The sequence below is a fragment of the Maribacter orientalis genome (genome assembly GCF_900109345.1).
Taxonomy (GTDB): Bacteria; Bacteroidota; Bacteroidia; order Flavobacteriales; family Flavobacteriaceae; genus Maribacter; species Maribacter orientalis.
In genome coordinates, this window is sequence record NZ_FNZN01000002.1 from 41,970 (window position 1) to 64,991 (window position 23,022).

The 23,022-nt window shown below is 34.0% G+C and carries 19 protein-coding genes and 1 tRNA gene; 13 read left to right on the plus strand and 7 right to left on the minus strand.

The window, feature by feature from the left end; translation table 11 throughout:
• Positions 1–50 precede the first annotated feature (50 nt).
• The gene (gene alaS / locus BMY56_RS03820) at positions 51–2,666 is read right to left on the minus strand and encodes an alanine--tRNA ligase (RefSeq protein ID WP_091620182.1); all 2,616 of its coding nucleotides are present in this window, start codon (positions 2,664–2,666) and stop codon (positions 51–53) included.
• A 104-nt stretch (positions 2,667–2,770) separates the two neighbouring features.
• On the opposite strand from alaS, the gene BMY56_RS03825 reads away from it, so the two are divergent.
• The 5 genes from BMY56_RS03825 to BMY56_RS03845 are packed head-to-tail and all read left to right on the plus strand — an operon-like array spanning position 2,771 to position 5,904.
• A complete protein-coding gene (locus BMY56_RS03825; RefSeq protein ID WP_091620184.1) occupies positions 2,771–3,748 on the plus strand; it encodes a M23 family metallopeptidase in 978 nt (325 codons plus the stop codon).
• Positions 3,748–4,077, plus strand: coding sequence for a MerR family transcriptional regulator (locus BMY56_RS03830; RefSeq protein ID WP_091620187.1), 330 nt, complete (start codon positions 3,748–3,750; stop codon positions 4,075–4,077). Before BMY56_RS03825 ends, BMY56_RS03830 begins: the two co-directional genes overlap by 1 nt.
• Before the next feature lie 10 nt (positions 4,078–4,087).
• Entirely contained in the window at positions 4,088–4,687 is a 600-nt protein-coding gene (locus tag BMY56_RS03835; RefSeq protein ID WP_091620189.1) for a LemA family protein, read from the plus strand.
• 7 nt (positions 4,688–4,694) lie between these two features.
• Complete coding sequence (locus BMY56_RS03840) at positions 4,695–5,132, plus strand: TPM domain-containing protein (protein ID WP_091620192.1); 438 nt, start codon at positions 4,695–4,697, stop codon at positions 5,130–5,132.
• Positions 5,113–5,904, plus strand: a complete 792-nt coding sequence (locus tag BMY56_RS03845; RefSeq protein WP_091620194.1) for a TPM domain-containing protein — start codon at positions 5,113–5,115, stop codon at positions 5,902–5,904. The genes BMY56_RS03840 and BMY56_RS03845 overlap by 20 nt, the downstream gene beginning before the upstream one ends.
• 88 nt (positions 5,905–5,992) lie before the next feature.
• Here BMY56_RS03845 and der read toward each other — a convergent pair whose 3' ends face one another.
• The 4 genes from der to BMY56_RS03865 form a co-directional block, all read right to left on the minus strand.
• Positions 5,993–7,297, minus strand: coding sequence for a ribosome biogenesis GTPase Der (gene der / locus BMY56_RS03850; RefSeq protein ID WP_091620197.1), 1,305 nt, complete (start codon positions 7,295–7,297; stop codon positions 5,993–5,995).
• Between the two features lie 51 nt (positions 7,298–7,348).
• Entirely contained in the window at positions 7,349–8,032 is a 684-nt protein-coding gene (locus BMY56_RS03855; protein WP_245737162.1) for an acetyltransferase, read from the minus strand.
• Positions 8,033–8,323: 291 nt separating this feature from the next.
• Entirely contained in the window at positions 8,324–9,208 is an 885-nt protein-coding gene (era, locus tag BMY56_RS03860) for a GTPase Era (protein WP_091620200.1), read from the minus strand.
• Positions 9,195–10,559 (minus strand): alanine/glycine:cation symporter family protein, encoded by a 1,365-nt coding sequence (locus BMY56_RS03865; protein ID WP_091620203.1) that lies wholly within the window; start codon positions 10,557–10,559, stop codon positions 9,195–9,197. The genes era and BMY56_RS03865 overlap by 14 nt, the downstream gene beginning before the upstream one ends.
• Before the next feature lie 188 nt (positions 10,560–10,747).
• Here BMY56_RS03865 and BMY56_RS03870 point away from each other — a divergent pair.
• The 6 genes from BMY56_RS03870 to BMY56_RS03895 all read left to right on the plus strand — a co-directional run bounded on the left by BMY56_RS03870 (position 10,748) and on the right by BMY56_RS03895 (position 16,536).
• Positions 10,748–10,820, plus strand: a tRNA-Met gene (locus BMY56_RS03870).
• 272 nt (positions 10,821–11,092) lie between these two features.
• Positions 11,093–11,353, plus strand: a complete 261-nt coding sequence (locus BMY56_RS03875; RefSeq protein ID WP_091620206.1) for a hypothetical protein — start codon at positions 11,093–11,095, stop codon at positions 11,351–11,353.
• Between the two features lie 343 nt (positions 11,354–11,696).
• Entirely contained in the window at positions 11,697–12,461 is a 765-nt protein-coding gene (locus BMY56_RS03880) for a DUF6090 family protein (RefSeq protein ID WP_091620208.1), read from the plus strand.
• Positions 12,462–12,692: 231 nt separating this feature from the next.
• Positions 12,693–14,213, plus strand: coding sequence for a serine hydrolase (locus BMY56_RS03885; protein WP_177170917.1), 1,521 nt, complete (start codon positions 12,693–12,695; stop codon positions 14,211–14,213).
• A gap of 209 nt (positions 14,214–14,422) precedes the next feature.
• Positions 14,423–15,718 (plus strand): APC family permease, encoded by a 1,296-nt coding sequence (locus BMY56_RS03890; RefSeq protein WP_091620213.1) that lies wholly within the window; start codon positions 14,423–14,425, stop codon positions 15,716–15,718.
• Between the two features lie 392 nt (positions 15,719–16,110).
• Complete coding sequence (locus BMY56_RS03895; protein WP_091620216.1) at positions 16,111–16,536, plus strand: response regulator; 426 nt, start codon at positions 16,111–16,113, stop codon at positions 16,534–16,536.
• A gap of 894 nt (positions 16,537–17,430) precedes the next feature.
• Here the strand turns inward: BMY56_RS03895 and BMY56_RS03900 are convergent.
• Entirely contained in the window at positions 17,431–17,913 is a 483-nt protein-coding gene (locus BMY56_RS03900; protein WP_091620219.1) for an outer membrane beta-barrel protein, read from the minus strand.
• Between the two features lie 1,090 nt (positions 17,914–19,003).
• Between BMY56_RS03900 and BMY56_RS03905 the strand changes: the two genes are divergently transcribed.
• On the plus strand, positions 19,004–19,564 hold the full coding sequence (locus BMY56_RS03905) for a helix-turn-helix domain-containing protein (RefSeq protein ID WP_091620222.1): 561 nt from the start codon (positions 19,004–19,006) through the stop codon (positions 19,562–19,564).
• Between the two features lie 1,182 nt (positions 19,565–20,746).
• Here the strand turns inward: BMY56_RS03905 and BMY56_RS03915 are convergent.
• Complete coding sequence (locus BMY56_RS03915; RefSeq protein ID WP_091620226.1) at positions 20,747–21,763, minus strand: LacI family DNA-binding transcriptional regulator; 1,017 nt, start codon at positions 21,761–21,763, stop codon at positions 20,747–20,749.
• Positions 21,764–21,912: 149 nt separating this feature from the next.
• Here BMY56_RS03915 and BMY56_RS03920 point away from each other — a divergent pair, with 149 nt between their 5' ends.
• Positions 21,913–22,959, plus strand: a complete 1,047-nt coding sequence (locus tag BMY56_RS03920) for a sugar kinase (RefSeq protein ID WP_091620229.1) — start codon at positions 21,913–21,915, stop codon at positions 22,957–22,959.
• Positions 22,960–23,022: the final 63 nt, after the last annotated feature.

The following is a 23,022-nucleotide window of genomic DNA, read 5'->3' on the forward strand; positions in this document are numbered from 1 at the left end:
CCGCGCATGAACGAATCTTCATCTATGTAAAACATCAGAACAAATAAGTTTTATTGTAAATATTGCTTGGCTGTATCTAAGGCCTCACTTATACCGTCAGGATTCTTGCCACCCGCCGTTGCAAAGAAAGGCTGACCACCACCGCCACCTTGAATATATTTACCCAATTCCCTTACAATCGTGCCGGCATTCAACCCTTTAGAGGACACAAGTTCTTTTGACACATAGCAAGACAATAAAGCTTTACCATTTTGTTCCGTTCCAAAAAGCAGAAAAAGGTTGTCCTTATTATTGCCCATTTCAAAACAAAGGTCTTTTACACCACCTGCATCTAAATCAATATGTTTGGCTAAAAACTGCACTCCATTCACTTCTTGAAGCTCCTGTAACAATTCTCCTTTAAGATTCTTTGCCTTGTCTTTCAACAATTCGGCAACTTGCTTTTTAAGATTGCTATTTTCATCTTGCAAACTAACCACACTTTTTACAGGGTCTTGAGAATTTCCCAAGACATCTTTTATTTTAGACAAAAGCTTATCATTATCAAGATGAAAATCTTTCACTGCATCGCCTGTTATAGCTTCGATTCTTCTAATACCAGCTGCAACCGCACCTTCCGATTTAATTTTAAATTGCCAGATATCGCCTGTATTTTTCACATGGGTTCCTCCACATAATTCAATGGACTGTCCAAATCTTATCGTACGAACCGCATCACCATATTTTTCACCAAACAATGCCATCGCACCTGCTTCTACAGCATCTTTCATTGGTACATTTCGCTGTTCCTGCAATTGTAAATGACCATCTATTCGTGCATTCACAAAATTTTCAACATCACGTAGTTCCTCAGCGGTAAGCTTAGCAAAATGAGAAAAATCGAAACGTAAATATTTTGAATGCACCGAAGAACCCTTTTGCTCAACATGTTTACCTAAAATTTCACGCAATGCTTGATGTAGCAAATGTGTTGCCGTATGATTCGACTCTGTTCTACTACGCTGCTTTTTATCTACTACAGCTTTAAAACTTTCACCTAAATGTTTTGGTAAGTTCTTAGCAAAATGAATGATTTCGTTATTCTCTTTTTTGGTATCTGTTATATAAACCACATCACCATGTGCATCTTCTAAATAGCCCTTATCCCCTACTTGACCTCCACCTTCGGCATAAAATGGGGTTAGATTAAAGACCATCTGAAACTGAGTTCCTTCTTTCTTTGAAACTATTTTACGATACTTTGTAATCTTCACCTCAACATCAAGTAAATCATAACCAACAAATTCTTGCTCGCTATCATCTACTAAAATTTCCCAATCTTGCTTTGAAACAACCGATGCAGATTTAGACCTATTCTTTTGTTGCTGCATAGCGGTATCAAAACCAGCTTCATCTAATTCATAACCTTTTTCACTTAAAATCAATGCAGTCAAATCTATAGGAAATCCGAATGTATCATATAATTCAAACGCCTTACTACCATCAATAGTTTTACCTTGTGTATTTGCTATTATGGTATCAAGTAAGACCAACCCTTGATCAAGGGTTTTTAAGAATGAAAACTCTTCTTCTTTTATTACGTTTTCTATTAATTGCTTTTGTTCTTTCAATTCTGGATAAGCATCCCCTAAAGAATCGGTAAGCACATTCACCAAACGATACATAAATGGCTCTTTCGTATTCAAAAACGTAAAACCGTAACGTACTGCTCTTCTCAGAATTCTTCTTATCACATATCCCGCACCTGTATTGCTAGGCAATTGACCGTCGGCAATAGAAAAAGATACCGCGCGTATATGATCGCTGATAACACGTATTGCAATATCAACTTCTTCATTTTTACCATAATCAGAATTAGTTATCGTTTCAATTTCACGAATCAGCGGTGTGAAAATATCGGTATCATAATTGGATTGTACCCCTTGTAAAACCATACAAAGGCGTTCGAAGCCCATACCCGTATCTACGTGTTTTGCTGGTAAACTTTCTAAGGAGCCATTAGCTTTTCGGTTGTACTGCATAAATACCAAGTTCCAAATTTCTACAACTTGAGGATGATCTTGATTTACTAAACTGGCACCAGAAACTTTAGCCTTCTCTTCTTTCGAACGAATATCTACATGAATTTCGGAACATGGCCCACACGGACCTTGATCCCCCATTTCCCAGAAATTATCCTTTTTGTTTCCCATGATAATTCTATCTACAGGAACAATTTTTTTCCATAAAGCATAAGCCTCATGATCTTTTTCTAATTTATCGGCATCGTCACTTCCTTCAAAGACTGAAACATACAAACTTTCTTTATCGATTTTTAAAACTTCCGTCAATAACTCCCAAGCCCAAGTAATCGCTTCTTCTTTAAAGTAATCACCAAAACTCCAGTTGCCCAACATTTCGAACATGGTATGATGGTAAGTGTCTTTACCTACTTCTTCTAGGTCATTATGCTTACCACTCACCCTTAAACATTTTTGCGTATCAACAACCCTTGTATTTTTAGATTGACTAATGCCCAAAAAATATTCTTTAAATTGGTTCATACCCGCATTTGTAAAAAGTAGGGTCGGGTCATCTTTTATGACCATTGGCGCTGAAGGAACGATTTTATGTCCTTTACCTTTGAAAAAATTCAGAAACTGGGTTCTTGTATCCTTGGAATTCATCTAAAATGCTAAGCTTTTACAAATTTTAACGGTTTATATAAAACTATTTTTATATTTGTTTGTTGCGTTAAAATTAAATAACAAAAATAGGATAAATAACATTCATGTCTAAGGTAAAATACTATTACGACCCGGACACCCTGTCGTACCGTAAAATAGAACCCGAAAAATCTAAGCGTTATAGAAATATAACTTTCTTTATTTTGGGATCATGCCTTTTTGGATTTTTAGCACTTATTCTTCTTTTAAACACAAACCTCGTTAATACCCCTAGGGAACTTTCTTTATCTCGTGAAGTAAAAAATTACGAGCTTCAATATGAACTATTGAATAAAAAAATGGCCCAAATCGAGGAGGTACTAGGAAATATTGAAGAACGCGACAACAATATCTACCGACTATATTTTGAAGCAAACCCAATACCAGACGAACAAAGAAAAGCAGGTTTTGGAGGTATTAATCGTTACAAATCATTAGAAGGCTTCAACAATTCAGAAATGATAGTGTCTACCACAAAAAGATTAGATATTATAAAAAAACAAATGGCCATACAATCTAAATCTTTAGATGAGATTACTAAGTTGGCGGAAGAAAAAGAAAAATTATTGATGTCTATTCCTGCAATTCAACCGATTAACAACGAAGACCTTACTCGTATGGCTTCTGGTTATGGCTGGAGGTCAGACCCTTTCACCAAAGCAAGAAAGATGCATTACGGCATGGATTTTACAGCACCGAAAGGCACACCTATTTATGCAGCAGGTGATGGAAAGGTAACTCGTGCCGATAACAATTCTTCAGGATACGGTAAACATATACGTATTGAGCATGGATATGGGTATTTAAGCCTATATGCTCATTTGAGCCAATACAACGTTAAGAAAGGGCAAAAAGTTAAACGTGGTGATTTAATAGGTTTTGTAGGTAGCACAGGACGTTCAGAAGCACCACACGTACATTATGAAGTCTGGAAAGACACAGACAGAATCAACCCAATCAATTTCTACTATGGCAGTTTATCTCCAGAAGAATTTGAAAACATGTTGAAATTCGCTAATCAAGAAAACCAATCATTGGATTAATGCAAATAGAACTTCCAGAAAAAAGGTATTACGGCATCGGCGAAGTGGCCCGTGCTTTTAAAGTCAACGCCTCTTTAATTCGGTTTTGGGAGAAAGAATTCGATGTGCTTCAGCCTAAAAAAAATGCGAAGGGCAATAGAAAATTTACACCCCAAGACATTAAAAATCTTCAACTCATCTACCATTTGGTAAAAGAAAGAGGATTTACCCTTGATGGTGCCAAAACACATCTTAAAGAAGAAAAACAGAAAACACTTTCAAATTTTGATATTATTCAAAAATTAGAACGGGTAAAAGCGGAATTAAATAAAATTAAAGACCAATTATAACACAACCATTATGAAAAAAGGAATTATTGCATTAATAGTAATTGCTGTCATAGCATTTGGGCTATACCAATGGGGCGTAGGCTTTAACAATACTGCCGTAGCATTGAAAGAAACATCTACCAAAACCTGGGCCAATGTGGAGAGTGCCTATCAACGGAGAAATGACTTAATTGGTAATTTGGTAAAAACCGTACAAGGTGCAGCCGATTTTGAAAGAGGAACATTGACCGATGTCATAGAAGCAAGAGCAAAAGCTACTTCAGTTAGTATTGACCCGTCGAATATTACTCCAGAACAGTTAGCACAGTTCAATCAAGCTCAAAGCGGACTTAGTAGTGCCTTAAGCAGATTATTGGTAACCGTAGAGCGTTATCCTGATTTAAAGGCCAATCAAAATTTTCTTGAACTTCAATCTCAATTAGAAGGTACTGAAAATCGAATAAATGTAGCTAGAGATCGATTCAACGCAACTGTTGAACCTTATAACTTACACATTAAAAAATTCCCGAATTCGATACTGGCAAGCTTCTTAAACTTTAATGAATTGGCTTATTATAAAGCAGATACAGGTTCTGAAAACGCACCAGATGTGAATTTTGAATTTGATTGATTCACTTATGTCCAAAGTAGAAGATTTTTTGACCGTAACAGAAGAGCAAGAAATAGTTGACGCTATTTTAAAGGCTGAAAAAAACACTTCTGGTGAAATAAGGGTACACATAGAAGCGCATACCCAAAAAGACCATTACAAACGTGCTAAAGAAGTATTCCACTTGCTGAAGATGGACAATACCAAGCAAGAAAATGGCGTACTCATCTACGTTGCCGTAAATGATAGAAAGTTTGTTATTTGTGGTGATAAAGGGATTGACAAAGTAGTTCCTTCAAATTTCTGGCAAACTACTAAAGATACCATTCAAAGCCACTTTATTAAAGGAGCATACAAAGAGGGCATTATAGCCGGTATTTTAAAAGCCGGTACGGAATTGAATAGCCATTTTCCATGGCATTCAGATGACACCAACGAATTAAGCAATGAGATATCTAAAGGTTAGCCTTATACTACTTTTTCTTTGGTGCAAACCTGTTTGGAGTCAATTTGAGATTCCTGAAAAGCCAGCGCTACAAACAAGTGTTTATGACTACACTAATTTACTGACGGACCAACAAAAAAAGGAGTTAAGCCAGAAGTTGGTTCGATATTCTGACAGTACTTCTACACAAATAGTAATCACTATTATCTCAACCACTAAAGGAGAGGATATTAATTATCTCGGTGCTAACTGGGGACAAAAATGGGGTATTGGCCAAGAAGGAAAAGACAATGGCATTTTAATCATTTTAGCCCAGGATGATAGAAAAATCGCCATTAGTACAGGCTATGGCGTTGAAGGTTCATTAACCGATGCTCTTTCGAAAAGAATTATTGAAAATATTATTCTACCAGAGTTTAGAACTGGTAATTTTTATGGTGGCTTAGATAAAGGATCCGATGTTATTTTTCAAGTACTGAATGGAGAGTTTCAAGAAGAGCGAATCTATGATGATAAAGATGGTTTCCCTTTTTCGTCAATCTTACCTTTTATCATTTTTATTGTCATTTTATTTATTCTTTGGAATAGAAAAGGTGGCAACAACAATGGCCGTGGTGGAAGACGTGGAGGTTTAAGTCCGTGGGACATTATTATACTTAGCAATATGGGCCGCTCAAATGGCTCTGGTGGCTTTGGTGGCAGCAGCGGAGGCGGAAGCTTTGGCGGTGGCGGATTCGGCGGAGGTTTTGGCGGAGGTGGCTTCGGAGGTGGTGGTGCTTCAGGCGGATGGTAAATATTGGTTGTTGTTTAACCAAAATAAAATTAGTCAAATAATTTTATTCACATAAAACTACTTGACCAATTATTAATTCTCAAGAATACTACTTCTTACGCATAAATACCGTAATCGGTACTCCTGTAAAATCGTATTCCTCTCTAATCTTATTCTCTAAATAACGCTTGTAAGGCTCCCTAACATATTGAGGAAGATTACAGAAAAACGCAAATTGAGGATATGGTGTAGGCAACTGAGTACAGAATTTTATCTTCACAAACTTACCTTTGTATGCTGGTGGTGGATAATGCTCTATAATTGGTAACATGGTTTCATTAAACTTACGTGTAATGATTTTCTTGCTCCTATTATTATAGACCTCTACTGCTGTTTCAATGGCCTTAAAAATTCGTTGTTTTGTAAGCACTGAAACAAAAAGAATTGGAACATCTGTAAATGGCTCAATTGCTTTTTTGATTTTATCCGTGTAGTGTTTTATGGTATTGGTTTCTTTGTCTTCTACCAAATCCCACTTATTCACTAAAATGACAATTCCTTTATGATTACGTTGGGCAAGCCAGAAAATATTCTCTACCTGGCCATCAAAACCCCTGGTAGCATCCAAAAGTAATATACAAACATCACAATGTTCTATCGCTCGAACAGAACGCATTACCGAATAAAACTCTAAATCTTCCTTTACCTTAGATTTACGACGTATACCTGCCGTATCGACTAAATTAAATTCAAACCCGTAACGATTGTATTTTGTATCGATACTATCTCTTGTAGTACCTGCTATATCTGTGACAATATATCTTTCTTCACCAATCAGTGCATTTATAAAAGATGATTTACCCGCATTAGGCCTACCAACTACTGCAAATCTTGGCAACTCACTTTTCTCCTCAACAACATCTGGCAATTCCTTAACTAGCGCATCCAATAAATCACCAGTGCCACCACCATTAATACTTGATAATGTATAATATTCCCCTAATCCTAGTGAATAAAATTCAACAGCATCCTCTGCACGTTTTGCATTATCTACTTTGTTTATTGCTAAGAAAACTGGTTTTTTAACTTTACGTAGTAATTTCGCAACATCTTCGTCCATGCCGGTTACACCGGTTTCAACATCTACCATAAAAATAATGGCATCGGCTTCATCAATAGCCAACTCAACTTGCTTATCAATCTCCTTTTCAAAAACATCATCACTACCGATAACATAACCCCCAGTATCAATAACCGAAAACTCTTTGCCGTTCCAATCACTTTTACCATAATGACGGTCACGTGTTACACCACTAACGGCATCAACAATAGCTTCGCGTCTCTGAATCAATCGATTAAATAAAGTAGATTTACCTACATTAGGTCTTCCTACAATGGCAACAATAGCACTCATAGCTTAAATTTGGCGCAAAGGTAGTACTTAAAGTGGCAAATACAATAAAACTTAAATAGAGAGATTAGACCTAAGCTCTTGAAGATTTCTTAAACTTGATAAGGATTGTTTTTTAGAGGTTGACAAATAAGGCTCTCCAATTATTCTTTTTCGGATTATTTTAGCAGGTGAACCGTAGGCCACTATATTATCGCCAAAGCTTTCTACTACCAAAGAACCGGCCCCAATAACTGAATGTCTCCCTATTTCAATTCCATTAATAATATTAACTCCTAAACTAACAGCAGAAAATTGACCAAGATATAAGTTACCTCCACAACATACTGAAGGCGCAAGACTTGAATAAGATTCCATTAGTCCATCATGCCCTAGGGAAGAATTCGTATTTATTATACAGAAATCATGAATTGTACAATTGGCATTAACTATTGCTCCTGGCATAAAAACGTTACCACATCCCAAAAGCACATCTTTACCCAATATAGACTTCGGATGCACTGTATTTACAAAATTAAAATTGGGAACTATTTTTAATATTCTATCAACAATTAGTTTTCTTATCCAATTGTCCCCGACCGCTACAATACCACCAACTATGTTAAACCTATTAATTAAATATGGAAGGTCAAACTCACTACCAAGAACCTCATATCCATTAATTATTGAACCTTTTTTTTTGTATGAATCAACAAACCCAATAAGGTTATATTTACCTTCTTTTTCTAAACAATCCAGAACAACACTACCATGGCCAGAGGCTCCAAAATAATCACATTCTGCATTTCATCGGGTTTTTTGTGCACTTAATCGATGATTCAAATGTAAAACATTCTTTTCTATTCAAATAATTTAAATCTTGATTAAGGCAATTATTTTATTTTGAAGGTCAAAAAAAAATATACAAATCCATACTACCCAATTGATTATTGGAAAGAAAAAAAATAGCCTTAAGACCCTAAAAGCATAGTAATAAAGAGAATGTAAAAAAATCGTTCTGAAGTCTGAGCAATATTATGGACTATTGAACTACTTATTATACCCAAAACGTCTGAGTTGCCTAGAATCACTTCGCCAATTCTTATTCACCTTAACATACAGTTCAAGATGAACTTGTTTGCCAAAGAATTTTTCCAAATCTTTTCTAGACTCAACACCAACCCGTTTTAATGCGGCACCTTTATGACCAATTATAATTCCTTTTTGGGAATCACGCTCAACCATAATTACAGAGCGCATGCGAATAATATCCTCATCTTCAAAAAACTCCTCTGTTTCTATTTCTACTGCATATGGGATTTCTTTTTTGTAGTTTAAAAGGATTTTCTCACGAATGGTCTCATTAACGAAAAAACGCTCAGGCTTATCAGTTAACTGGTCTTTTGGGTAATACGCTGGCGAATTGGGCAACAATTCTATAATACGCTCAAATACACCTTTGACATTAAAATTAGATAATGCAGACAAAGGGTGTATTTCAACATTTGGTAACATTTCTTGCCAATATTGAACCTGCTCTTCTAACAACTCTTGAGTAGCAGTGTCTACTTTATTCAATAATAGCAAAACGGGAATTTTACTATTCTTTATTTTTTCAAAGAATGCCTCATCCTTCAGGGCCTTTTCCCCTATTTCAACCATATACAGTAACACATCGGCATCTTCAAATGCAGACTTGACAAAATCCATCATACTACTCTGCAACTGGTATGCTGGTTTAATAATACCAGGAGTATCGGATAGAATCATTTGAAAATCATCCCCATTAACTATACCCAATATACGATGCCTAGTTGTTTGGGCCTTTGAAGTAATTATTGACAATTTCTCACCCACAAAGGCATTCATCAAAGTAGATTTACCAACATTAGGGTTTCCGATAATATTTACAAAGCCTGCCTTATGATCTGCCATCCTTATATTTTATTATATATTTTTTCAATTCCACATTTACTTTTGGAGCCAACAAAAGTACGGCAATCATATTCGGTATCACCATTAGCGCATAAGACAAATCAATTAAATTTTTCACTAACTCTAAAGAGGCAACTGCAGCAAAGACAATCATAATTACAAAATACCAATTGTAAAACTTTCCAATTTTAGCATTGGTTAAAAATGAAAGTGATTTAACACCATAATATGAATACGTAAACAAGGTAGATAGCGCAAAGGCAGTAACAATCACCATTAATAGTATATCTCCCCATCCAAACAATGTCGTTTCAAATGCCGACAAGGTCATAACTATACCACTAGAATCTTCTAGGTACGCCCCGCTTAATATAATTACGATTGCAGTGAAAGTACACACCAATATAGTATCTATAAATGGACCTAGCATGGCAACCAACCCTTCTCGAATAGGTTCGTCATTTTTAGACTGGCCATGATACATAGGTGCACTACCTAAACCTGCTTCGTTAGAAAACATCGCTCTACGAACTCCGATGATAACAAGACCCCAAAAACCACCAGTTGCTAATGATTTAAAATTCCAAGCCTCGGTAATTATCATTTTTAAAGAAGGAAGAATTTGTTCTGAATTCAAGGCCATGACCACTATTACCGCCACCAAGTATACCGCTACCATAAAAGGCACAATAGCTGAGGCCACTTTAGCTATTTTGGTTAACCCCCCAAAAATCACGAAAGATGTTATGATAGCCAAAATAACACCTATTGTCCATTTCCAATTCTCATCGCCCATATCAAATAAGGTTGTCGAAGGCTCCACTACACTCATAAACGTTTCAGTAAATTGATTCGCAGTAAAAACCCCTAAAAAACCAAATATGCCACATACTGCGAAAAAAGTTGCCAACGGACGGGCCCTTTCACCTAAACCTTTAGTAATATAATACATTGGTCCGCCTTGCATTTTACCATCAGAATCTGTGCCCCGATACATAATTGCCAAAGTACAGGAATAGAACTTTATACACATACCTATTAATGCTGTCATCCAAATCCAGAACACTACACCCGGACCACCATCATGTATAGCAATGGCAACCCCTGAAATATTTCCCAGACCCACAGTTGCCGCAACTGCGGCCGACAATGCCTGAAAAGAACTCACATCTCCTTTTGAGTTTTTATTGTCATATTTACCAGCAGTAATAGCAATAGCATGTCCAAAAAAGCGATATGGCATTAACTTGGAATAAAAAACGAGGAAGAGTCCGCCGCCTATTAACAAAAGAAACATAGGCCATTCTGTATACGGTAGCGCGTTTGCAATAAAATCATTGATTGTGTCCATAAAATAGTAAAAATCCGAAGTTATGGATTTTAAGTTTTTTAAAAGATACTGGTCCTAAAAAGATTCTTTAAATAAGTTTTGAATATAGAGAAAATGTATTGTATCTTTGTCGCCCGTTACAAATAGTAGCGCTCATCTTGTCAGCGTAATGAACTGAAGTTGTAAAACAGGAAAGATGAAACCCATATCGCGGGGTAGAGCAGTAGGTAGCTCGTCGGGCTCATAACCCGAAGGTCGCTGGTTCGAGTCCAGTCCCCGCTACTAAGTTTAAAGTATTCAAGAACAACGGTTTAGTTTTCGCTAAACCGTTTTTTTATGCCTAGTTTTAACGAGTTACTTACCTTTGAATACGAAAGTGCATACGATTTGTCTGTAAAGAGAAGCTTTTCCATCCCTAAAATATATTCCGCGAATGGCGATTTGAAAAAACGCTGGTATATGTATTTTTCTTTCGCGACCCCAAAAACGAAAAATTAGAACGGCAGACTCCGTTCTATGGAAACGCCAATAAATATAAGACCAAGGAAGATAGAATGTCCGTACTGGTTACCTATAGAAATGTTTTATTAAGACTTCTAAAACAAGGTTGTAATCCTTATTCCGATAACTTAGAGTTACACCAAAGTTTACTCACTAAAAACAATATAGCTGTTACTTCAGTTTCGCCCGATAAGGATTACAAAAAATCCGACCCTACACCGGATAAAACAATAATGACCGTTCAAGAAGGGTTTGATTTTGAAATAAAGCTCAAAGAAAAGATAGTAAACCAAACAACCAAAAGGGGGTTATGAAAATAAACTAAAGATTTTTTTAGAGTGGCTTTCAGTTAATCACCCAGAAATAAAGTTCATCTCCGAACTTAAAAAGAAACTTATTGTAGAATTCTTAAATGATGTTTTGAACAGGAATAGTGCACGAACAAGAAATAATTACAAAACCGACTTAAGACGTGTATAAAACATAGCTAATAATTCATAAACTCTAAGATTCGTGAGTATTTGTAAAGTCCGCCAAATTTTTAATTTCGCTATATTTAGAAAAGAAAATTAAACATAAAAATTAGGATTGTGCTATATCTGAAAAGTTATCGCTTATTTTCATGTACGAGACGTTGTGCTTTATGATGAATAACCAATGATAAAATTATTTAGAACAATTAGACAAAACTTGCTTTCAGAAGGAAAAACTGGTAAGTATCTCAAATATGCCATTGGCGAAATTATACTGGTGGTCATTGGTATTTTAATTGCGCTACAAATTAACGATTGGAATGAAAACAGGATTAACCGAAAACAAGAACATCAAATACTGTTGCAACTGAAAAGTGAATACACCGAGAACTTAAACGAACTTGACAATAAAATTACGATGCGAAATAACACGATTGACGCTTCGTATAGAATATTTTCGGTTAAAGAAGGACTGAATGAAAACGTTCCTGTTGACAGTATTGCATTAGATTTAATAACTATAAATAGCACACCAACTTTTGATCCCGTTACTGGAACAACAAATGAAGTATTATCATCGGGTAAATTGTATCTATTAACCAATGATATGCTCAAAACCTTGCTGACCAATTGGTCCGGACAAGTAAATAGGCTTACGGAATACGAGCAAGATTTACGCAACTATAGCATTAATCATTTTTATCCGTACCTAACAAAAAACCATAACATTAAATTATTGTTTAACGGATTGTGGTGGATAGATAAATTCAATTTCAAAAATAAAGACAAACGTATTGCGGTCACTAAAATAATTGAAGATGATGACATTGACGATTATATTTTGACCATAACGGAACAATGTGGCATTACTAATAATGAGGCAGTACATGTTAGAAACAATATAGAATCCATTTTGCAATTGATAAACGCTGACCTTGATAAAAAATAACGAAAGTACAACACCATGTATAAAACATAGCTAGTAGGTGCTAAATTAAAAGGTTTGTGTTTATTTGCGAAGACCGCCAGATTCTTAAATTTGGCTTTTAAAATTGATAAAGTAAAAACAAAATATAATCCCGAAGCGTCGGGACGGCTATGTGTTAATCCAAAAAATTAGTGCCTTTTTACACGCTACGTTTTATGCTCAAACCGTTATACTCAATTGAAAAAAATGAAAATGAAAATATTCTTCTTTACCATAATTGGGTTATTGTTCTCTTCCAATTCAATCTCCCAACAAATACAATTAGATTCACTTGATTTACAAATTCATAAACTCATAAATGACTTTGATATACCCGGTCTTTCTATTGGTATTGTTCGGAATGATTCTATAATATTTTCCAAAGGTTATGGAAACTTGGAAATTCATAAAGAAAGAAAAGTTGATGAAAATACAATTTTTGGAATCGGCTCAATCTCCAAGTCATTTACTGCTTTAACATTGGGAATATTAGTAGATGAAGAAAAAATAGATTGGGATGATAAAGTTAAAGCATATCTACCTTACTTTGAATTGTACGCTCCCTATGTAACGGATAATTTTACAATTAGAGATTTACTCACCCATAGAAGTGGTCTTAAAGATGTTAGTGGAGGAACACTATGGTACCACTCGGATTATTCAAGAGAAGAAATAATAAAGCGTCTTAAATATTTGGAACCAGCATCGGGCTTTCGAGAAAAACCAGCATACCAAAATGTGATGTATGTAGTTGCTTCTGAAATAGTAGAAAAAGTTTCTGGAATGTCGTGGGATGATTTCCTTAAAACAAAGGTGTTTGATAAACTGAAAATGAATAATAGCACACCTCTTTCAACTGAAAGAGAATCTAATAGAAACCTAGCCCAACCACATATTTGGAATGAAGATTATGAAAAAGTTGCAATAAAACAGGAAAAGGGAGATAATCTTGCTCCAGGTGGCTTTATATACTCTTCGTCAAACGAAATGTCAAATTATATGAGACTCTTGCTGAATAATGGAACATTTGATAATGATACTATTGTTAGTCCGCAAATAATTAATGAAATTTTCAAACCTCAAATTATATATCCTATAGGTGGTGCTCCATTTTACAATGAATTCACATCTTACGGATTTGGTTGGTGGCTAACCCCAAAAAAAGGACATAAGATAATTGAACATAGTGGAGGTATTGATGGTATGTCTGCTAATCTTGTTATGATAAAAGATATGAACCTAGGGTTTGTAATACTTACCAACGAAGCGGAAGAGCCCGCAACTTTTTTATTGACAGCTAAAATATTGGAAGAGCTATTTGATGATGAGTCGTTTGATATATATTCCAGAGTAATGGATTATAGAAACCAGAATTTAAAAAAGAAAAAAGAATCACCTGTTCAGATTTTTAAAACCCCTAAAACAAAACCTTCATTAAAAATTCAAAATTACGCTGGAAAATACATCGACAAAATGTATGGAGACATTTTAATAAATTATACCGAGAGTGGTGGATTAGAAATTTCATTTTCTCATTCACAAGTATTTAAAGGAAAATTAGAACATTGGCATTTTGATACGTTTAAAATAGATTGGAATGACATACGAGTTCCTGATGGCTTTTTAACTTTCAACTTTAATTCAAAAAGAGAAATATTAGGGTTCTCCGTCGATCAAGAAAATCTACTTGATGTTGATTTCGGAGAACTGAACATTCTGAAAAATAAAAACTGAGTTTAACCATGCTTATATCAAATAGGACATAAAGTAATAAATTTAGAGGCTTGTCTATATTTGCTAATCCTGCCAAATCTTTTGGATTTGGCTTTTAAATTGAAAAAGATAAAAACGAAACAAAAAGCTTTGGCTACGAGCGTAGACGAAAATGAAAGGTTTCCTTGCCTGCCCTACTCGCCATAGGCACAATTAGCCCAAAAAACTGAATGGAGGATAATAAAGAAAATTTAAAAAGAGTAGTTGGAATTTTTGGATTCAGTACTAACATCATTAATATGGTGGTTGGTTCCGGAATATTCGTACTACCAGCAATTGTTGCTGCTGGACTTGGCACTTCGAGCATTTTTGCATATTTACTATGTGGATTTCTTGTGGCACTTGTTATGCTTTGTTTCGCAGAAGCTGGAAGTAGAGTAACAGATTCTGGAGGTGCTTATATCTACATTAAAACAGCTTTTGGTCCATATTTTGGTTTTCTCACTTCTATACTTTTTGTTTTGGCAACTATTTCGGCTGATGCTGCTGTAGCCAATGCTATCGTCGATATAATTGGCTCTATAATTCCAGAATTCAAAATAACATATATCAAAATACTTATATTCCTTATCCTTTTTGCAGGTTTTGGGTTTGTCAATATAAAGGGAGTTAAAAACGGAGTTAAGGTTGTTAAATTCGTAACTGTTGCAAAATTAATTCCATTACTGTTGCTAGTTTTATTTTCTTGGGGCGATGTCTCCCTTGATAACCTTTCAATCGGAACTGTATCACCTTTCAATGATATAGCAAAAATGTCTTTAATTCTATTTTTCGCATTTCAAGGAGCTGAATCTGGATTTTCTATTAGTGGCGAGGTCAAAAACCCCAAAAGGAATATTCCTAAAGGAATTTTCTTAAGTATTATTATCATACTAATTATTTATATCCTTATACAAGTTGTATCACAAGGAGTACTTGGGGATTCATTGGTTACTTTTAAGGAAAATCCTTTAGGTGCTGTTGCAAATCAAATCTTTGGGCCTATTGGATTCACCGCAATGACATTAGCAGCAGCTGTTTCTATGCTAGGCTACTTAAGTAGTTCAATATTGAGTATGCCAAGGATACTGTTTCGTGCATCAAAAGACAATGTTCTACCTATTAAATCTCTGACTAAAATTCATTCAAAATTTAGCACACCATACATCTCTATAATTTCTTATGCATCTGCTGGATTCTTATTTGCCTCCATTGGTGGTTTTGAACAGTTAGCAATTATTTCGAGCGCGACTGTTTTATTAATCTATCTAGGAGTGTCATTGTCTGTAGTTAAATTGAGAAAACTAAATATTGGCTCTGGAAATGAATTTAGAATTCCAGGTGGTTATTTAATTCCAGTTTTGTCCAGTTTGACTATTCTTTATTTATTATCTAACCTTGCTCGAAATGAATTTATAATTATTTTAATAGCTATAATTATTTTGACCTTTGTTTATTTTTTAAAAACTAAACCGAATAAAAAATAACTGTGCCTAACAAAGAACTGAGGTATAAAACATAGCTAATAATTCATAAACTCTAAGATTCGTGAGTATTTGTAAAGTCTGCCAAATTTTTAAATTTAGCTTTTAAATAAAAATGTGAAAACAAAGCATAAAAATTCGGCTCTGTGTTAATCCGAAAAGTTAGCGTCTTTTTACACGCTAAGTTTCATACACAATACCGTTATATGCAAGCCAAACAGAAATCTCCGAATTCAATAACTTAACGCAACAAATCAGAATTTTAGATTTGTTGTATGAACACAAAGGACTTTCACTTAAAGAGCATGTCATTATCCAGACACTTTTGGAAGACTAACCATATTAAGCATACCTTTAATAATCAGATACTATTAATTTTTAAAAAATAAAATCTTATGAATAAAAATGGCGCAATAGTATTTATTGAAGACGACATTGACGACCAAGAACTAGTGGCGGAGGTATTTGAAGAACTTGATTATAAAAATGAATTACTTTTTTTTGGAGATGGTGAATTAGCATTAGAGCATTTAATAAGCAATCGAATAGAACCCTTCATTGTTTTTTCTGACATTAATATGCCAAAACTCAACGGCTTGGAACTAAGAGAAAAAATTCACAACAATGAGGATTTAAGATTAAAGTGCACACCGTATTTGTTTTTTTCTACAAGTTCTGAACAGCAGCATGTAATTGATGCATATTCAAAATCAATCCAAGGTTTTTTTGTTAAACCCAATAGTTATTCTGACTTAAAAAACACTTTAAAAATTATAATTGATTATTGGAAAGAATGTGTTTCTCCAGATTATGTAAAGTAGTCAGAATCGAAAATCCAAAGGAATTACGACTGAAATGTAGTTGCGGAATTGAAACCGAAATAAAAAACACAGCGAAATTTTTTGCTGAATATCTCATCCGAAGTCCCTTCAACAAATCGAAAATTTAGCTTTCACCAAGTTTCGGCTGAATAACAGGAATGACAAACATTACGGCTGAACTGTGCGCTGAAAGGATTTGAAAAGGTCAGTTCATTATATCTAACATTGTGAAAACCAAAAAAGTTTAGGTTGAAAAAAATGGAATTTACTGAGAATCAAACTTAAGAAGAACTGAGGCATTTAAGATAGTTAATATAGGCTTCCCAAGAGGTCTGTATATATTGGAAAAGTCTCCAAATTGAAAAGGTAAAACAAAAATTCAGCTCTGTTTTAATTCGAAAAGTTAGTGCCTTTTTACATACTACTTATAATATTGAAAACATATGTGTGGTAGATGATAGTTATCATTGATTACCTCTTACAACATTAATATAATTATCTATTAATTTTTCTTTAGGAACCCCTTACCAAATGCACTCAGTGGGTTTTCTATTCTAAACCATTATTTTGACCAGAGCGATATTTAATATCCGCTTTTTTCTTTATTTTAAGTTTTTACTTTATAACTATCACTTTATACTTCTGGGCGTTCAACCATAAACGTAATGCAAATAGCAGCCAAATGGCTGCTATTTATAGTTAAAAAAGAAAAAAGGCACTAAATAGTGTATATGTAACCTTAGTCTTAATAGAAATCGACAAAATTACAAGCCTACCACATACATAAAAATATGGCTTCTACTGTTTCCCAAAAAAAACTTCCCTTAAAGAATTCTAAGAAATGGATTTGGGAACCTACCCCTGACTTTTACTAGTTTTGATAACCTAATATTCTTAAAACCTATATCGTATCCCTAATGCAATATCCAGTCCCAAATCGTCACGATAATTATCGTTGAACGCCAATTCTGGTCTAAAATCCAACGAAAATTGTAAAGGCACATTTAAATTATATTCAATGCCAATATCCCCTGCTAATAAAGCAAATGACCCATCATTAAAATTATCTTTAGAACGGTTATTAAAAGAACCTATTCCTCCTCCAAGACCAACATACCAATTAAAATGGTTTTCCAATGGCATAACCCATTGATGGAGTCCAACTAATTTATATGCCTCTATATCATTTGAATCTCTCCATCCCAAATCCAATTCCAAACGTGTTTTGGAGCTTAGACGTGGTTGATATGAGATTTCGCCTCCAAATCCGTCATTATCTCCTAATCTAAGCCCTAATGCATTTTTTGAGATATCCTGGGCATTGATAGTAAAACCTATTGCTAATGCTATTACGGCTGTCATTATTGATCTTTTCATGTTTTTTAATTATTTAAGTTGATTTTAATTAATATTATTTTTGTGAGACTGAAACAGTTAGAGTTGTCCAAAATGAAAGAGTGTGAAAAGCTCTTCTAATTCAAATAGATTACCATACTTGAGGCCTATATTTGACCAATTATTGTTTCCCTACTTTCATTTTAAATTGATTTATATTTTTAATTTGGTTAATCTCATTTTTTAAATAAAACCAGCAGCAATATGACCGCCAGGTAGCCAATAAAAAAAGTGAAACATTTTCGCATAAGGAGTATGTATTAATAATAATTGAGGCTTTTTTATTGATTTGTTTTGGATGTTTCCAAAACAAAATTGGTTAACACCTCATTTTGGAGCTTCCCAAAAAGATGTGCACTATAGTGCTCATGATGTAAAAACTTTAATCTTACACCTTATCAATTTGTTTACCACTCTTTAAATCAAGTAGGACTGTTTTTAGGTCTTTGGCAAATTCCTTCTCCTTTAAAGTTATGGAGCTACCGTTATAATATATTGGTCTAAGAAAAGCCATTGTATAATTCAAAATTTCAAAAAAATCTTTTTTCATTATTATCACAAGTGTCACTTAATTAGGAAACTGCATATCTAAATATAACAGCAGTCAAAAGTGCGATATGATATCAATGGAATTACTATATAACTATTTTTAAAAATTACATAAATCACATCTTTTTATATTATTTATTCACTTTCCTGATTTGGAGCTAAAACTTAAATAAAACAAACTCTTCTTCTTTTAAAATTCCTGTAGTCCTTTATGGTTTCTTACAAATACCTTTAGATTTGGCCCTATTAAAGGTTTAAAACATGCTTCAAGTTTGTTGACGAAATTATGTAAGAGGTTATATTTTATATAGAGCCCTTTTTCGATAAAAATAACGTACCTTAAAAAGGAATGATAAGGGTTAAAAAATCTTTCAAACCAGTATCATGTTTTTTATTCCTATGATGTACTTTCCATCAAAAAACTTTACATCCCTTTGTTTTTTGATTAGGAACAAGAGTAATTTACATCACATTTTTTTAGACAACGTTCCATTTGCTTGCGGACAATTAATATTAAACCCCAATGATTATATATGTAAAATACATGGTGAGTTTACGCTGTAAAATGGTCGTAAAGCAAGAACTTCAAAACCTTGGCTTACATTGTATAAATATAGAACTCGGGAAAATCGAAATTCTTGAAAAAATCACTGATGCCCAAAAAGAAAAACTAGGTGAAAAACTAATATCCTATGGACTTGAGTTGCTAGATGATAAGCGGAAGATTTTGATTGAAAAAATCAAATCAGTGATTATCGAAATGGTGCATTATTCGGATGAAATACACAAGGTCAACTTTTCTGAACATATAAGCGAAAAATTGAGTTATGACTATACCTATTTGGCAAATATCTTTTCCGAAGTTAAAGGAGTTACTATTCAGCAATATATCATTTTACATAAGATAGAAAGGGTAAAGGAACTGTTACTCTATGACGAGTTGAGTCTAAAGGAAATATCATATCTGCTAAACTATAGCAGCATTGCCCATTTATCTTCGCAGTTTAAAAAAGTTACAGGGCTTACCCCATCGTATTTTAAAAAACTAAAAGAAAAACGCTTTGTTAACCTAGAGGATTTGTAATGCCTAGTAACATTATATCTAAAATCAATCTTGATTTTAGATATAATGTTTTTAAAAGCGGAATTCTTCCTTCATCTTCCTAATCCTATAAATCCAAATCAGCCAGATTATTTTAAAAACCGAGCCAAAACAGAACTTTCAAAACGTGGTATTCCGAAGGCAGGCTACAGGTACAGACTAGTTCTCAAGATTATAAATTTTTATGGTAAAATGTACTCTGAAAAAATTGAAACATTTTTAAACAATTGAAACTTATGTGCTTTAATAGCTAAAATTTAATATTTCAGTTTATAATAGAAATCGTGAATTTTAACCTTCTCAAACAATTTAGGCTATCATTGATTATTATTCTATAGCTTCAATAAACTTCTGTTGCAATGGGTAATCTTTTACTAAAAGCAACTTCTTTTTATTTTGCTTTTTTCAATCTCTTTTCTTCTTTCTTTTCCTTAGCGGTTTTTACCGGTGCTTTTTTGACATTCTTCTTTGAGTCTTGACTTTTTGCCATAGTATTATTTATTAATAGTTTAATTATTTTTTCGCGTATTTACTATCAATCTTTTAATTTTAATTTATTCTAAGATTTTCAAAATTTCATAACCACCTAACCTTATTGAAAAACATCAATTCCATTATAAAAGAATAAATTTGTAACTCTAAATTCTGTTCATTGGTACCCAGAAGACATACCTCAAAATCATACTTATTTGTTCAATTTAGAGTTAAAGTACAAACTATTTAATTGGCACTTTAAATTAAACGCTATTAACTGAAAGAACAGAAACATCTATTTTTATTTTATGGGCATTTATTGCGGATTATTATACTAACCAAGAAACACTAAAATAGTTGGAGTATTACAAATTTTCACCCCTACCCCTAAAAAATACTAACACTCTTATCGAATACTGACGAAAAAAATCAGAAACATCTTAAGCTATTTAGACGAAAAAAGTTTTACAAATAACCCTATCATTATCTTTCCATTCAAGAAAGGAGAGTCATTTGAAGAATGTGCTTTTACGCTCTAGTCAAATTTCAAATACTAAACGTTAAGTAAAGATGCAACACTCATAACTGCTGAAACTATCTAAATTGGTGGTGTCAAGCTTTAGGAGGCTAAAACAAAAATATTACATAAGTATTGAAAAAAGCGTTATTGTAAATTACACTAACGCTTTTTTATTCAGAAGAACTTCTAATAATCAATTCTGAATCTAAAATTATTTTATTCAAAGATTGAACAACAATATCCTTTTCTATATAGCCTAAAAAAGTTTCCGCAGCCAATCTACCAATTTGCTCACTATGTTGACTAACACTGGTAATGGAAGGTGTAACCAGTGAAGTGAACGGTTCATTACCAAAACCTACCAATTTAATATCCTCCGGTACCTTTATATTTTTTTCCTTCAAAACTTGAAGTGCTCCTAAAGCAGCATAATCACTTGCTACATAAACAGCATCAGGTCTATTTTCCAATGCCAATAATTTTTCCATCTGGCGCCTACCATCTTCTAAAGTCAGACTACTTTCAATCAATAATTCATCATCATGTGGCAAGTCGTGCTTTTTTATCGCATCAACATAACCGCGTATCCTGTTATTAAAAATTCGTGTTCTTCTATATCCACCAATATGTGCAATACGTTTACATCCTTTAGACACTAAATGTTCAATAATCATATGGCTGCTATCATAGTCATTAATACCTACATAATCGACATTTAAATTGTTCTCTCCCCTATCAAAAAGAATTAAAGGAATTCCATTGGATTTTATTTTTTCATAATATGATAAATCGACCGTTTCATTGGCCATTGAAGCTATGATACCATCTACTTGTGTATATAACAGCGTATCAATATTTTTACACTCCTTTTCAAAAGACTCATTAGATTGGGTAATAATAATATTATACCCAGCTTTGTTAAGTACCTCTTCCATATTTTCAACTACAGAAGAAAAAAAACTGCTATTAGTTCTAGGTACTATTACGCCCACCAAATTACTTTTCCCTTTTCTAAGCGCACTTGCCAAATGATTAGGCTGATAGTTCAATTCCTTGGCCACTTGCTTAACCGCTTTTTTTGTTTTTACGCTTATGCGCGTGTCATCGTTCAAAGCTTTGGAAACCGCTGCGGTAGAAATACTTAAAACATTGGCTATGTCTTTTAAAGTTGTTCTTTTTATATTCAACTTCTTTATATATATTTGTTTAATCGATTAACCAAAAGTAAGGCTTTAATTCCCGTAATCAAAAAATGTCTTTTTTGGTTATTTTTTATGATAATTGGTTAATCGATTAAACAACAATATTTTATTACATTTCAAACTTAATAGTCAACATGAAAAAAGTAGTAACATTCGGTGAAATTATGCTTCGTTTAGCACCACAAGGATTTTTAAGATTTTCACAAGCCAATAGTTTTGATGTAGTTTACGGAGGAGGAGAATCTAACGTAGCTGTTTCTTTAGCTAATTATGGTGTGCCTGTCGATTTTGTAACACGTTTGCCAAAAAATGATATTGGTGAATGTGCCATGATGGAAATGCGTAAAAGAGGAGTTGGAGTAGATAAGATAGTTTACGGTGGTGATCGTTTAGGAATTTATTTCTTGGAGACCGGAGCGGTATCTAGAGGTAGTAAAGTAGTTTACGACAGAGCACATTCTGCAATTGCAGAAATAAAATCTGGAATGATCGATTGGGATGCTGTTTTTGAAGGTGTAGAATGGTTTCATTGGACAGGTATTACTCCTGCTATTTCTCAAGGAGCTGCAGATGTTTGTTTAGAAGCTGTAAAAGCGGCTAGCGCAATAGGAATTACAGTTTCTACAGATTTAAATTATAGAGCTAAACTTTGGACGTATTGTGATGATGCGCATAGAGAAAAAGTAATGTCCGATTTAACTTCGTATTGCGATATTATTTTAGGAAATGAAGAAGATGCAGAAAAGCATTTTGGAATTCATCCTGAAGGTTTAGATGTGCATAAACATGGGCACGATGTTAAAGCAGAGGCTTTCTTATCGGTTTGTAAGCAAATGATGGAAAAATTCCCTAGAGCAAAAAAGGTGATTACAACCTTAAGAGGTTCCATTTCTGCATCACACAACACATGGGCAGGTGTACTTTGGGACGGTTCTAAAATGTATGAAACCCGTCAATACCAAATTACGGATATTGTTGACCGTGTTGGTGGTGGAGATTCGTTTATGGGAGGTTTGATCTACGGATTATTGAAATATCCTGAAGATGATCAAAATGCACTTGACTTTGCTGTAGCTGCATCATGTTTAAAACATACAATTAAGGGAGATGCCAACTTGGTTACTGTAGACGAAGTCAACAAGCTTATGGGTGGCGATGCCTCTGGTAGAGTTGCTAGATAATACTGCGGGAATCTTCTGTAGACCTTCTAATACTAAAACCAATGTCTAAAAAATAAAATGATA

Coding starts and splice junctions, on each gene's coding strand:
- alaS (WP_091620182.1), bottom strand. CDS start 2,666: ATGAATTCCAAGGATACAAGAACCCAGTTTCTGAATTTTTTCAAAGGT.
- BMY56_RS03825 (WP_091620184.1), top strand. CDS start 2,771: ATGTCTAAGGTAAAATACTATTACGACCCGGACACCCTGTCGTACCGT.
- BMY56_RS03830 (WP_091620187.1), top strand. CDS start 3,748: ATGCAAATAGAACTTCCAGAAAAAAGGTATTACGGCATCGGCGAAGTG.
- BMY56_RS03835 (WP_091620189.1), top strand. CDS start 4,088: ATGAAAAAAGGAATTATTGCATTAATAGTAATTGCTGTCATAGCATTT.
- BMY56_RS03840 (WP_091620192.1), top strand. CDS start 4,695: ATGTCCAAAGTAGAAGATTTTTTGACCGTAACAGAAGAGCAAGAAATA.
- BMY56_RS03845 (WP_091620194.1), top strand. CDS start 5,113: ATGAGATATCTAAAGGTTAGCCTTATACTACTTTTTCTTTGGTGCAAA.
- der (WP_091620197.1), bottom strand. CDS start 7,297: ATGAGTGCTATTGTTGCCATTGTAGGAAGACCTAATGTAGGTAAATCT.
- era (WP_091620200.1), bottom strand. CDS start 9,208: ATGGCAGATCATAAGGCAGGCTTTGTAAATATTATCGGAAACCCTAAT.
- BMY56_RS03865 (WP_091620203.1), bottom strand. CDS start 10,559: ATGGACACAATCAATGATTTTATTGCAAACGCGCTACCGTATACAGAA.
- BMY56_RS03875 (WP_091620206.1), top strand. CDS start 11,093: ATGTCCGTACTGGTTACCTATAGAAATGTTTTATTAAGACTTCTAAAA.
- BMY56_RS03880 (WP_091620208.1), top strand. CDS start 11,697: ATGATAAAATTATTTAGAACAATTAGACAAAACTTGCTTTCAGAAGGA.
- BMY56_RS03885 (WP_177170917.1), top strand. CDS start 12,693: ATGAAAATATTCTTCTTTACCATAATTGGGTTATTGTTCTCTTCCAAT.
- BMY56_RS03890 (WP_091620213.1), top strand. CDS start 14,423: ATGGAGGATAATAAAGAAAATTTAAAAAGAGTAGTTGGAATTTTTGGA.
- BMY56_RS03895 (WP_091620216.1), top strand. CDS start 16,111: ATGAATAAAAATGGCGCAATAGTATTTATTGAAGACGACATTGACGAC.
- BMY56_RS03900 (WP_091620219.1), bottom strand. CDS start 17,913: ATGAAAAGATCAATAATGACAGCCGTAATAGCATTAGCAATAGGTTTT.
- BMY56_RS03905 (WP_091620222.1), top strand. CDS start 19,004: ATGATTATATATGTAAAATACATGGTGAGTTTACGCTGTAAAATGGTC.
- BMY56_RS03920 (WP_091620229.1), top strand. CDS start 21,913: ATGAAAAAAGTAGTAACATTCGGTGAAATTATGCTTCGTTTAGCACCA.